The 13,439-nt window shown below is 45.8% G+C and carries 10 protein-coding genes; 5 read left to right on the top strand and 5 right to left on the bottom strand.

What is annotated here, in order from left to right; translation table 11 throughout:
• Positions 1 to 254 precede the first annotated feature (254 nt).
• From efeU to efeB, 3 genes are read left to right on the top strand one after another with little or no spacing between them, the layout of a single operon-like run.
• Entirely contained in the window at positions 255 to 1,088 is an 834-nt protein-coding gene (gene efeU / locus HWQ23_RS17130) for an iron uptake transporter permease EfeU (protein ID WP_292830269.1), read from the top strand.
• A gap of 31 nt (positions 1,089 to 1,119) precedes the next feature.
• Positions 1,120 to 2,307, top strand: a complete 1,188-nt coding sequence (efeO, locus tag HWQ23_RS17135) for an iron uptake system protein EfeO (protein WP_292830271.1) — start codon at positions 1,120 to 1,122, stop codon at positions 2,305 to 2,307.
• A 29-nt stretch (positions 2,308 to 2,336) separates the two neighbouring features.
• Positions 2,337 to 3,596 carry an iron uptake transporter deferrochelatase/peroxidase subunit gene (gene efeB / locus HWQ23_RS17140; RefSeq protein WP_292830273.1) on the top strand — a complete coding sequence of 420 codons (1,260 nt, stop codon included), beginning with the start codon at positions 2,337 to 2,339 and terminating at the stop codon, positions 3,594 to 3,596.
• An 87-nt stretch (positions 3,597 to 3,683) separates the two neighbouring features.
• Here efeB and recN read toward each other — a convergent pair whose 3' ends face one another.
• Positions 3,684 to 5,432, bottom strand: coding sequence for a DNA repair protein RecN (recN, locus tag HWQ23_RS17145; protein ID WP_292830275.1), 1,749 nt, complete (start codon positions 5,430 to 5,432; stop codon positions 3,684 to 3,686).
• A gap of 290 nt (positions 5,433 to 5,722) precedes the next feature.
• Here recN and HWQ23_RS17150 point away from each other — a divergent pair, with 290 nt between their 5' ends.
• Complete coding sequence (locus HWQ23_RS17150; protein ID WP_292830277.1) at positions 5,723 to 7,711, top strand: ABC1 kinase family protein; 1,989 nt, start codon at positions 5,723 to 5,725, stop codon at positions 7,709 to 7,711.
• A 106-nt stretch (positions 7,712 to 7,817) separates the two neighbouring features.
• Here the strand turns inward: HWQ23_RS17150 and HWQ23_RS17155 are convergent, their stop codons facing one another.
• Both HWQ23_RS17155 and HWQ23_RS17160 read right to left on the bottom strand, forming a co-directional pair.
• Positions 7,818 to 8,252, bottom strand: coding sequence for a hypothetical protein (locus tag HWQ23_RS17155; RefSeq protein ID WP_292830279.1), 435 nt, complete (start codon positions 8,250 to 8,252; stop codon positions 7,818 to 7,820).
• 194 nt (positions 8,253 to 8,446) lie between these two features.
• Positions 8,447 to 11,431, bottom strand: coding sequence for a valine--tRNA ligase (locus HWQ23_RS17160; RefSeq protein ID WP_292830281.1), 2,985 nt, complete (start codon positions 11,429 to 11,431; stop codon positions 8,447 to 8,449).
• 59 nt (positions 11,432 to 11,490) lie between these two features.
• Between HWQ23_RS17160 and HWQ23_RS17165 the strand changes: the two genes are divergently transcribed.
• A complete protein-coding gene (locus HWQ23_RS17165) occupies positions 11,491 to 11,916 on the top strand; it encodes a GxxExxY protein (RefSeq protein WP_292830283.1) in 426 nt (141 codons plus the stop codon).
• Here the strand turns inward: HWQ23_RS17165 and HWQ23_RS17170 are convergent.
• On the bottom strand, positions 11,913 to 12,137 hold the full coding sequence (locus HWQ23_RS17170) for a hypothetical protein (RefSeq protein ID WP_292830285.1): 225 nt from the start codon (positions 12,135 to 12,137) through the stop codon (positions 11,913 to 11,915). The genes HWQ23_RS17165 and HWQ23_RS17170 overlap by 4 nt on opposite strands.
• A 182-nt stretch (positions 12,138 to 12,319) precedes the next feature.
• Entirely contained in the window at positions 12,320 to 13,342 is a 1,023-nt protein-coding gene (locus HWQ23_RS17175) for a zinc-dependent alcohol dehydrogenase (RefSeq protein WP_292830287.1), read from the bottom strand.
• Positions 13,343 to 13,439 lie beyond the last annotated feature (97 nt).

The following is a 13,439-nucleotide window of genomic DNA, read 5'->3' on the forward strand; positions in this document are numbered from 1 at the left end:
TGCCATTGCATCGGCTGGTAATGCCATTGCATCGGCTGGTAATGCCATTGCATCGACTGGTAATGCCATTGCATCGGCTGGTAATGCCATTGCATCGACTGGTAATGCCATTGCATCGACTGGTAATGCTCTGAATCGGAATGACAAAAACTTCATCAAGCTAGATTTTTAACTCGCCGTTATATACAAATGTTCTCAAGTAAGTTATTATTCTCATGATGATTTGATAGTAATTATAACTAATAAGGTTATCCATGCTTTTTCCCTTCTTGATCATGTTCCGAGAGGGCGTTGAAGCTGCACTTGTCGTGGGAATTATTGCCAGTTATCTCAAGCAAACTGGTCGTACCCATTTGATGAAGTCAGTTTGGATTGGCATCGCACTAGCGACTTTGATTTGTCTAGCTGCTGGGATTATTTTGCAAATAACCAGTCAGGAGTTTCCGCAGAAAGAACAGGAACTATTTGAAGCGGTAATTTCCATCGTCGCAGTTGGGGTTCTTACCTGGATGGTTTTCTGGATGCGCCGTGCTGCTCGTTCTATTAAAGGCGAGTTACAGTCTCAAATTGAAACTGCGATCCAGTCGGGGGATAAATGGGGTACAGCACTGGTGGGAATGTCATTCTTTGCAGTGCTGCGGGAAGGTCTGGAAACAGTAGTGTTTTTGCTGGCGACGTTTCAGCAAAATTTGGGAATTCAAGCTCCTGTGGGGGCATTGTTTGGATATGCAGCCGCACTAGCCGTTGGTGTAGGCATCTATCAGGGTGGTATCCGCATCAACTTGAGGCGATTTTTTAAATGGACAGGAGCCTTCATTATCCTGGTTGCTGCTGGACTCTTAGCTAGTGGGGTGAGAGCTTTTCATGAAGCCGGAGTGTGGAACTTACTGCAAACAGTGGTATTCGATGCTAGCGGGGTACTTCCCAAGAACGGGTTTCTCGGTTCACTTTTGACAGGATTTTTTGGCTATAACGATGCCCCTACTATCAGCGAAGCGATCGCCTATTTTGGCTATCTAATTCCGACGATGTCGCTGTTCTTCTTAGGGGATAACACGGGACAGAAGACTACAGCAAGGCATTCTTAGCTACTTCCATAATTTTTAAGAGAATACAACAATGAAAAATGTTTTAAAGTACTCAACAATTATCTGTCTAATTGCCTTGACAGTAGCTGGCTGTGAATCCAACAAATCAAGCGAAACTTCCGCGAGTAATTCTCCAGAAGCTAAAGTAGCTAGCGATACTTCTAGCAGCAATTCTGCGGAAACTGCTTTAGCTGTGACAGATAAAGGTTGCGAACCGAATCAGCTGACAGTAGCATCTGGGCCAAACAGCTTTGTGCTGACCAATAAAAGCAGCCAACCTTTGGAGTGGGAGATTTTGTCTGGGGTGAAAGTCGTTGAGGAAAAGGAAAATATTGCTCCTGGCTTCGTTCAAAAACTCAAAACCAATTTAGAACCGGGTGAGTATGACATGGCTTGCGGTTTACGCAGCAATCCCAAAGGGAAACTCACAGTGAAAGCTGGAGGGGATTCTCAAGCCAAAGGGAATCTAGATCAGGGTGAATTAGTCGGTGCGATCGCGGAATATAAAGTCTACGTCACTAAAGAGACTGACCAACTGGTGGCAGACAACAAGACCTTCACAGATGCCGTGATTGCTGGAAACCTTGCTAAAGCGCAGAAACTCTATGCCTCTACCCATGTCCACTGGGAACGCGCCGAACCGATAGCTGAATTGTTCTCCGACCTTGATAAAAGCATGGATTCCCGTGCTGATGACTTTGCCAAAAAAGAGGCTGACCCACAATTTACCGGATACCATCGCCTAGAGAAAGCTTTATTCCAGGACAAAACTACAAAAGGGATGAAACCTTTTGCCGAAAAGCTACAGAAAGATGGGCTAGATTTACAAAAGCGGATTGCCACCTTGACCATTGAACCGAAAAACATGGTTGGCGGTGCTGCTGACTTGATTGAAGAAGTGAGTAAAACCAAGATTTCTGGAGAAGAAGACCGTTACAGCCATACTGACCTCTGGGACTTCAGCGCTAATGTCGATGGTTCCCAAAAGATTGTCGAGTTATTGCGCCCCGTCATCCAAAAAGCCAACCCAGAACTACTGGCGCGTGTAGATGCAAATTTCACCAAAGTTGACCAAGGACTTGCTAAATACAAAACCCCTGATGGTGGTTTTGCTACCTACGATAAGGTGAGTGAAACAGACAAGAAAGACATGAAAACAGCGATCGCTGCTCTTGCTGAAGATTTGTCTCAGCTGCGTGGCACTTTGGGAGTTGAGTAATTTTGGAATCATTCCTAGAGGAGTAAACTATGTCTAGTTCGGAGCAACCAAGTTTACGCATTACTCCCCGCATCAGCCGTCGTGACTTACTCATCGGTATGGCAGCAGCAGGTGGAGTAGCAGCTTTGACCAGTTTGGGTTATCACACTCTTTTGGAAACTAGCGAAGACCCATCTGAAGAAATCGTGCCGTTCTTTGGACTTCACCAAGCAGGTATTCTTACCCCTACTCCTGCCTCTGGGTTAATGGTCGCATTTGATACAACTGCTGCCAATAAAGCAGATTTAGTGCGGTTGTTCAAAACTTTAACTGAGCGCATCCAGTTTCTCATGGCAGGGGGAACACCCAAGTCGCGCGACCCCAAATTTCCACCCAATGATTCGGGGATTCTTGGGCCTGTAGTGGTTCCCAATAACTTGACAATCACCTTGGCTGTGGGTAACTCACTGTTCGATAACCGCTTTGGACTTGGCAACTTGAAACCCAAGCGGTTAGATACTATGCCAGGTTTTCCCAATGACCAGCTTGACCCAGATTTATGTCATGGGGATATACTGTTGCAATTCTGTGCGAATACTGAAGAATCGAATCTCCACGCTTTACGCGACATCATTAAGAACTTGCCTGATTTGATAACTTTGCGTTGGCAAATAGCAGGGTTTCTGCCGCCGAATACCCACAAAAAACAAGGTAAAACTACGGTGCGTAACCTGCTTGGTTTCAAAGATGGGACGGCAAATCTAGATGCTAGCGATGAAAAGTTGATGAACCGGATTGTCTGGGTACAGCCCAACAACGGCGAACCAGCTTGGACAGTAGGGGGAAGCTATCAAGTTGTGCGGGTGATCCGCAACTTAGTCGAACGCTGGGATCGTACACCACTACAGGAGCAAGAGAAAATTATCGGACGCAGTAAGGATTCTGGCGCACCTTTGGGGATGAATCACGAGAAAGATATTCCCAACTATCCTCAAGATCCCAAAGGTCAACAAATCCGCCTAGATGCTCATATCCGCCTTGCTAATCCACGCAAATCAGAGTCGAGTTTGATTCTGCGGCGTGGTTTCAATTATTCACGCGGGTTTGACAAAGCTGGACAGTTAGATATGGGTTTGTTGTTTGTCTGTTTTCAAGCTGACTTAGAAAAGGGCTTTGTGACAGTGCAAAATCGCTTGATTGGGGAACCTTTGCAGGAGTATATTCGCCCCATTGGCGGTGGATATTTCTTCGCTTTACCTGGTGTTAAAGCTGTTGGAGGTTATCTTGGTCAGTCATTACTAGAAGTGTAGAATGATAAATAGTAAATTATCTGAGTAGCACGTTGAAAGAGTTTTTGGATTTAAATATACAGTTTCTGGTGTCGAATTTACTATATTTCAACTCTGCTCCCCGCGACGGTGGTTAGCAGCTTGTAATAACAGAGATTCCGCAAAAGCGATCGCATCACTTGCAGATTTCCCACCAGCTAACTGCGCTAATTCTTCCCGGCGCGTGGTTAAATTATCCAAGGTAGTAACTCTGACAACGGTACGCTGCTCGGCGTTGTCATTGTTGGCTTTTTTACCTTTGCCTTGATTGATAGTTTGCTTATCGACGCGGAAATGGCGATCGGCCATTGCCGCAACTAAAGGCTGGTGGGTAACACATAATACTTGGTTGCGTTGACTTAGCTGGTGTAACTTTTCTGCGATCGCTTGGGCGACTCTTCCGGAAACCCCAACATCAATTTCATCAAATACCATTGTCCCAGCCACATCAACCTGAGAAAAACAAGCTTTTAGCGCCAGTAAAAAGCGGCTCATTTCCCCACCAGAGGCAACTTCCGTTAAAGGTTGCAGGGGTTCTCCAGGGTTGGAACTAAACATAAAGGTAATTTTATCTGCTCCGGTGGCAGTTGGAGAAGCAGGTACTATCTCAACCAAAAACTTCACCTTTTCCATCGCTAGGGGCTTGAGTTGAGATATCAAACGTGATTCTAAATTAGCAGCCGCCTTACTCCGCAGTTGAGTTAACTGATTACTTGTTTGGGTGAGTTTCTCAAAACACGCCTTTTCTTGCTGTTCTAACTTTTCGATAGATTGTTCGCTGTCGTTAAGTTGGGCTAATTGCTCTTGAATACCTTGGTAATAAGCGATCGCTTCTTTTAGTGTCGGCCCGTACTTGCGGCAAATTTGCTTTAATTCCTGAATCCGTTCTTCCACCTCTTCTAATCGGTGCGGATCGGCTTCCAATCCATCCCCATAGGCATTAATCTGCCTTCCCACTTCCATTACCGCAGCTTGCGCGTCCCGCACCAATTCCAATAGGGGTTGCAGTTGGGTATCATATTCCACCATGTCATTTAGTGTTGCCTCACTGTCTCCCAATAAATCTGCGGCGGCGGGAGTTTCATGATCGTTTTGATACAAAGCCTGATAAACTTTGTAACTCATCTGTTGCAAATCGACGACATGATTCAGGCGTTCCCGTTCTTGTCCCAACTGTTCCAATTCATTCGGTTCGCTGAGGTTGGCTCCTCCCAATTCTTGCACTTGATAGGTGAGCAAGTCGAGTTGTTGCAACCGTTCGCGTTCTGATGTCCGGCGTTTTTCTAGTGCTAAATGCGCCTGTTGGTAAGTACTAAAGCTCGTGGCGACTTTATGGCGCTGCTGCATTAGAGAGTCGCCGCCATATAAATCTAACCAGTCGCGGACTTGGGCAGATTGTCCCACTTGTACAGTTTGACCTTGGGCTGTGATTTCCACCAAGCGATCGCGCATTCCTCCCATGATCTGCCGATTTACCAACACGCCATTCACCCGCGATCGGCTGCGGATATTACTAGTAGTGGCTGTGATTTCTCGGCTAATCACTACGGAATTTTCATCAAGCAAATCTATTTCTTGTTCGGTCAACCAAGCAGCTAGGGGAGCGTTTGAGGTAAAAGTCGCTTCTACCATCGCTCGACTTGTCCCTGTGCGAATGACTCGACTAGAGACTTTACCGCCCAAAGCGGCATCAATGGCATCCAAGATAATCGATTTTCCAGCGCCGGTTTCACCTGTTAACACATTTAGTCCCGCGCCAAATTCCAATTCTAGTTGGTCAATTAGGGCAAAGTTTTCGATTCGCAGGCAAAGCAACATCAAGCCAAATTCTCCATAAGGGAAGATGCCGGATACTTCTAAGTTAGAAGATAATGAGTTTCATCTTTGGGCAACTAGCAATACCTACTATTATTGAACTAATATGCCCGTTTAAGTGTAGCAGACTAGTGGGGAGTAGGGAGTAGGGAGTAGGGAGTGGGGAGTGGGGAGTAGAAGATGAGGGAGATGAGGAAGAAATAATTAATGCCCAATGCCCCATTGCCAATTCCCAATCCCTCAACATATTGTTACAATCCTTAATGTGATCGTTCTGACTGGTGGCCTTTTTCATGATTGTTAAGACACTTCCCCCTAGTTCCCGACCGATTCAGGAGGACAGTCGCAACGGCACAAATAGCCGAGGCGAACTGGAGGTTATTGATGTAGTGCCAGAAGATGGTACAGGAAGCTTAGTTGTGCGTTCGCCAAGCCTCTTAGCCGCCCAAAAGCTGAGGACAACTGCCCAACCTGAGACACTTTACGATCCTGTGGGCATAGCGGCGCATTACCAAAAGAGAAAATTGCAAGTTGTCCGGCGGATTTTCGCCGTGTTGGGGCCGACTCTATCCTTTGTTTTTGGATTGTGGTCGGATAGTAAACGGGGAATTGTCGTCAAAAAAGATCGCCGCCGAGCGACTCAGCTACGAGTATTGCTGACTAAACTGGGGCCTGCTTACATCAAAATTGGACAAGCTTTGTCCACCAGACCGGATTTGGTTCCTCCGGTATACCTGGAAGAATTAACTAAGCTACAAGACCAATTACCGCCTTTTCCCAACGAAATTGCTTACCAGTTTATCAAAGAAGAATTAGGCGCTCTTCCCCAAGAGGTTTACGCCGAACTCTCGGCCCAGCCAATTGCTGCGGCTTCATTGGGGCAAGTCTATAAAGGTAAGCTAAAAACTGGTGAAGAAGTTGCTGTTAAAGTTCAACGCCCCGACTTAAGAGAGGGGATCACCATTGACTTATATATCTTGCGTAACCTCGCTGCGTGGGTGCAGAAAAAGGTCAAACGGGTAAGAAGTGACTTAGTTGGGATTCTCGATGAATTAGGCGATCGCATCTTTGAAGAGATGGATTACATCCACGAAGGTGAAAATGCCGAACGATTTTTCCAGTTATACGGTCAAATGAAAGACGTATATGTACCGAAAATTTACTGGGAATATACCAATCGCCGCGTCTTGACGATGGAGTGGATTAACGGCACTAAATTAACCCAGACAGAAGAAATTAGCGCCCAAGGCATAGATGCTCGTTATCTAATTGAAGTGGGTGTGCAGTGTTCCCTGCGCCAACTGCTAGAACATGGATTTTTCCATGCAGATCCCCACCCTGGTAATTTGTTAGCAACAACCGATGGCAAATTAGCTTATCTCGACTTTGGGATGATGAGCGAGATTAAGCCACCACAGCGTTATGGTTTAATTGAAGCGATCGTCCACGTCGTCAACCGCGACTTTGAAGGATTAGCAAAAGACTACGTTAAGTTAGATTTCTTATCACCAGAAACCGATTTAACACCAATTATCCCAGCTTTTGCCAGAGTCTTTGCTGATGCTGAAGGAGCCAGTGTTGCGGATCTTAATATTAAAAGCATCACCGATGAACTATCAGCTTTGATGTATGAATATCCTTTCCGCGTACCGCCCTACTACGCCTTAATTATTCGCTCCCTGGTGACGCTCGAAGGTATTGCAATCTTTATAGATCCCAACTTTAAAGTTCTTAGTGAAGCTTATCCCTACGTTTCTAAACGCCTATTAACTGATCCAGCACCGCAATTAAGAGCATCATTGCAAGATTTGCTCTTTAAAGATGGCAGATTTCGCTGGAACCGCTTAGAAAACTTGTTAAAAAATGCGCGTAATAGTCAAGATTACGACTTTAATTTAGTGCTGAATCAGGGGATAGAATTTCTGTCATCTGAACGCGGGGCTTTTATTCGTGACAAGCTAGTAGATGAATCTGTTAACGGACTTGATGCTTTAGGTAAAAATGTTTTGCATAACTTCACCTCCCTGTTGCGGGAACGAGTAGGATTGACAACAGTTAATAAAACTCCGGCGGCGACAGTTGAGCAACAACAAACCTTGGAGCATATCAAACATATATTAGGTATTCTCAGAGAAACACAAGGCTTTGACCCAGTGCAACTTGCGCCCCAAATTGCCCAGTTATTGGTAAATTCAGATGTGCAGCGTTTAGGTCAACAAATTGCCAACCGCTTCACACAAAAAGCTGTAGCTAGGCTAATTCGGCAGTTGTTGGCATCGTAGTCAAAGTTATAGCGGTTCTCGGCCCTTGTGAGATACAAGAACCCCACCCCCAACCCCCTCCCCGCAAGCGAGGAGGGGGCTAAGATAAACTGAATTACGAATTATTTTAACTTTCCTCTTGGGGATAACTATTTTTCTCACGTTTGAGGCTTTCTTCTAAGGCTTGAATTTGTTCACGACGAGCTTCCAATTCTAAGGAACGTCGGGCTAAGTCTTGGTTTTGCAACGTCAGGGATTGTCGCCAATGTTCGGCTCGCTCGGCTTCCTGCTGTAAAAATTCTGGGGTAATGCCGATAGTGAGGTAACTTTGTATCAAATGGAGTACCCAGTTGGTGGCATCTTCTAGCCTTTCAATGTCGCCTGTAGCGGAAAGTTCCACTAAAACAAGCAAGTTTTCACTCATGATCTTTCCCTTTCCTAGCAGAATGAAAGCTTCTTCGGGAATTATCGCCCACAAGTTATCAGCTTCTTGACGCGCCAACAAGCGTAACTGGTGCTGGTCTAAAAAATCGTTTTTACGCACCTGGGCTAGATATAGCATGAGGGTCGCTTTGCTCCAATTCAAAATTCACGCATTCAAAATTCAAAAAAATTTAATAAATAAAAAATAAGTGTCAGAATTGATATTTTGTTAATTAGGTAATGGGTAATTGGGAATTATTGAAACTCGCGTTACCCATTACAGTTATCCTAAGCCACGCAGGCGATCGCTACGACAACCCCTGAAGGCGATCGCTACGACAACCCCTGAAGGCGATCGCGCAAAATTTCCACTTGTTTGTGTGCTTCTGCTAAAGCGTCCCGCGCTCCTTGCACCACGTCGGCTCTAGCTCTATCCACAAAACTAGGATTGTTTAATCTGGCACTCAGGGACTGAACTTCGGCTTCAGCTTTGCTCAAGCTTTTCTCTAGTTTGGCACGCACAACTTCAATATCTACCACACCGCTTAGAGGAATTAGCACCTGTATTGTACCAATTACACCTGCGATCGCATTTTCTGATTCTTGTGGTTGTTCTAATTCTCTCTGCGGGAAAAATCGGCTCCATAAGCTAAGTCTTGCTTGAGCAGTTATTAAATTTTGGCTAACAAACCACGCTGTGTAACCAAAACCAACTAGTTCAAAGAAAGTTCCGACGATGGGAATGTCATCAATGGCATTTCCCGCAGCTAAACCTAGCCTACCAAAGACAATGGCCACAATAATTAAGCCAATTGTCTTCAAACCGCTCTGAGGTTTTTTAGCAGCAACAGTTTGGTTTTCTTGCTTGTCAGTAATGGTTAAAGTCTCAACCTTCGCCAAATCTTTAATGTAATCTTGTCCAGCAGTGAGAATTTCCCGCTCCTTCTGACTTTCAGTTTGCAAATTCGCTGTCACTTTTACGCCTGGCTTAATATCGGCTTCCGCCCGCAAATTCCGAATTGTGCGGATAGTGCCAATCAGCAATTCAAACTGTTCTTCCAAAGCTTGATCAATCAAGTTTGCATCTATCTGGGGATAGGTTTGTAATGGTAAAGTTAGCGGGGAATCTGCTGGTTGTTGGGTGAGAGTTTGCCAAATTTCTTCGGTAATATGAGGCATCAACGGATGAAGCAGTTTTAAAATCCCTTCCAGTATGTAGCCGAGGGTTTGCTGTGCTACCCGCCGCGATACTGGATCGGCATCTGCTTGCAATCTGGATTTCACCAGTTCAATATATTGATCGCAGAAATCACCCCAGATGAATTCGTAGAGTCCTTTTGCTGCTTCCCCTAAACCGTAATTATCGATGTAATTGGTGGTTTGTTTGATAACTTGATGATACCGCGAGATAATCCAGCGATCGCTCAATTCGGTAGCAACTGGGTTCCCCAATTGTTGCGGTGTCTGTCCATCCAAATTCATCATCACAAACCGGGCAGCATTCCACAACTTATTTGCAAAGTTGCGGGATGCCTCCACCGATGCTGATTCATCCTTTTTGCGATCGTATTCCAGCCGGATATCTTGACCAGCGCCAGCCACTTCCCTAATTAGGGTATACCGCAAGGCATCAGTACCATATTTGTCAATCAGTAACAATGGGTCAATGCCATTACCTTTGCTCTTAGACATCTTTTGGCCTTTTTCATCCAGCACCAAGCCATGAATGTAAACTGTTTGGAAAGGCATTTGCTGCGTAAAATGCCCAGCCATCATGGTCATTCTGGCTACCCAGAAAAAGATGATATCAAAGCCTGTTACCAAAGTAGTAGTCGGGTAGTAAGTTGTTAAATCCTGAGTTTGTTCCGGCCAGCCCAAAGTCGAAAATGGCCAGAGTCCAGAAGAAAACCAAGTATCTAACACATCTGGGTCTTGTTCAAGCTTGACATTTTCACCAAATTGTGATTTAGCTTTTTCCCAAGCTTCAGTTTCCGATTTTGCCACCACAAACGGCGTGTTATCGGTAATTTGCCCATCCGTTTCACTGATAGCGTACCAAGCCGGAATTTGGTGTCCCCACCATAATTGGCGAGAGATACACCAATCAGTGAGTTTTACTAGCCAATCACGATAGACCTTAGTCCAGCGTTGGGGGACAAACCCTGGAGAAGTTTGCTGGTCGAGGAATTCGAGAGTATTGTCAGCTAAGGGGCGAATTTTGACAAACCATTGAGTCGAGAGGAGAGGTTCAATAGGTACTTTACCGCGATCGCTGTAGGGAACGGTATGTTTATAATCTTCAATCTTCACCAAAAAGCCATCTGCTTCTAGGCGAGAAACCACATTTTTTCTAGCAACAAAGCGGTCTTGTCCTTGAAACTCCCCGGCGTTGGCGTTGAGAGTGCCGTCTTTATTCATAATGTTGATGAACGGCAGATTGTGACGCTTACCCATGTCAAAATCATTCGGGTCATGGGCGGGAGTCACCTTTACGCAACCTGTGCCAAAAGTCGGGTCAACAAATTCATCGCCAATAATCGGAATTTCTCGTTGTAGAATCGGCAGAGTTAGAGTTTTGCCAATGAGATGTTTGTAGCGATCGTCATTGGGATTAACTGCTACAGCCGTATCACCCAGCATCGTTTCTGGTCGAGTTGTCGCCACCTCTACAAAACCGGAACCATCGGTGAGGGGATAGCGGAAGTGCCAGAGATTCCCATTCACCTCTTGATTTTCTACTTCCACATCAGACACAGCCGACTGAGAAGCGGGACACCAGTTAACTAAATATTCACCACGATAAATTAAGCCTTCCTCATAGAGACGAGTAAACGCCTCGACAACAGCTTTAGATAAACCCTCATCCAGGGTGAACCTTTCGCGTGACCAGTCCACCGAGACACCCAAGCGTCGTAGCTGATTAAGAATCGTTCCCTCAGACTCCGCCTTCCATTGCCAAGCGCGTTCTAGGAATTTTTCGCGCCCCAACTCGTAGCGAGTCTTCCCCTCTGTCTTGAGTTGCTTTTCCAGCATAGTATGCACAGCAATGCTGGCGTGGTCAGTTCCGGGTAGCCACAGGGTATTGCGCCCCTGCATCCGGTGGTAGCGCACGAGGGTATCAATCAACGCACTTTCAAAAGCGTGACCCATGTGTAAGCTGCCGGTGACATTCGGCGGTGGAATGACGATGCAGTAGGGTTCGCCGCCTTTGTTGGGGTCAGCTTTGTAAACTTGGTTGTCTTCCCAGAATTTTTGCCACTTGGCTTCAGTGGAAAAGGGGTCGTAGAGACTGGGGAGATTGGGAATAGTTGCGGTCATGCGGGGCAAACTAAGGAAGGACTTTAATAAATTTTGCCACAGGGTTGGAGAGGGTTTATATGGAAACGAACCGCAGAGGCGCAGAGAACGCGGAGGGAAGAGAGGTGGGAGAGGAAATGAATCGGCTTACGGGCGAGGTAATTGGGGCGGCAATTGAGGTGCATAGGGTGTTGGGGCCAGGGTTTTTGGAGGAGGTGTATAAGGAGGCGTTAATTATAGAATTTTTCAGGTGCGGGATACCTCATGTGGTTGAGAAGTCGGTAACAGTAAATTACAAAGGACATGAAGTAGGCAAGGGTAGATTAGATTTTCTGGTTGCCAATTGTCTAATTGTGGAATTAAAAGCTGTCCAAAATTTAGCCGCAATCCACGAAGCTCAAGTCCTCTCATACCTTAAAATGACTAATTACCCCCTAGCCCTCCTCGTCAACTTTAACGTCCCCCTCCTCAAAGACGGCATCAAACGCATTATCCTCTCTTCTTAATCTCTCTCTGCGCCCTCTGCGCCTCTGCGGTTCGTTCCCCAAACCCAAATGTTCAGTAAGGTATTCACTTGCGATCGGATTTCTGCGGGAACCGCATTTGCTATATCGGCAACCGCATTTGCTATATCAGGAACCACATTTACTATATCGGGAACCGCATTTACTATATCGGGAACTGCATTTACTATATCGGGAACCGCATTTGTTATATCAGGAACCACATTTACTATATCGGCAACCGCATTTGTTATATCAGGAACCGCATTTGCTATATCGGCAACCGCATTTGCTATATCCGCAACCGCATTTGTTATATCGGCAATGCCTACGCTTGGCTACGTCTACGCAATTGCTGATTGCGTTTATCCTCTAAAGTTTACCTCCTGCCTTTCTTTGTGAAAAATTAAGGAATCATCGCTACCTTAATCACCTGACGCGCCTTCATCTCAAGAAACACCTGTTCTAAATCCTTTAACGATCGCTGTTCACTAATAAGTAACTCAAAAGGAATTTTGCGACTAGCGAGCAGTGCAAGCGCCTGCCGCACATACTTGGGTGTATTATGAAACACGCCTTTAATCGTAAGTTCGCTGTAGTGTAGCTGTTCTGTATTGACGATAATGCTGGTATCCCGTGGACATCCACCGAATAAGTTGACTGTTGCACCAGGACGGGCACAGGCGATCGCAGTTTCCCAAACACTTGGTACACCAGTTGCTTCAATCACTACATCTGCGCCCCATCCTTGGGTGAGTTCTTTCACCACACTCGGAATATCCGGGATTTGATGATAATTAAAGGTCTGGGCTGCACCCAATTTTTGACCAATTTCTAGCCTGTGGTTATTACCTCCCCACAGCAAAACCTCAGCTTGACCACTCAACGCCGCCACAAACATCAGCCCGATCGCCCCATCTCCTAAGACGACTACTTGATCTTTAGCTTTGACGTTAGAACGGGCTACACCATGCAACACACAAGCTAAGGGTTCCGTTATCGCTGCCAAGTCCCACGGCAACTCATCAGGAATCTGTAACAAATTATGCTGTACGATCGCTGCGGGAATTTTTAGGTATTCCGCAAAAGTCCCATTATTCCAGGTCAGATTCGGACATAATGAATACTCTTGGCGTTGACAAAAAAAGCACCGGCAGCATGGGGCGGAATTATTTGCAACGATGCGATCGCCTACTTGCCAACCAGTGACACCTGCACCCAAGGCAACAATTCGCCCAGCTGCTTCGTGACCAAATAGCGTCGGCGGTTTCAACATTTTGGCATGACCACCACGCCGCCAGACTTTCAAATCTGTACCACAAGTTGTTGCTGCCCCCACCTGGATCACAACTTCGCCAGCCGCCGGAGTCGGGTCAACAACTTCCTCTAAGCGTAAATCTTCTTGACCATAAAGTAACGCTGCTAACAAAACTTTAAACCTATCAATAAAGCTCCATCCGATTTTATCAGTTGGAGCTAATTGATAGGTGTAAACTCGATTTTTATTAGGCTTTATATGTCAAAAA

Origin of the sequence: Nostoc sp. JL33 (assembly GCF_017114985.1) — a bacterium.
In the GTDB taxonomy this organism is placed as follows: Bacteria; Cyanobacteriota; Cyanobacteriia; order Cyanobacteriales; family Nostocaceae; genus Nostoc.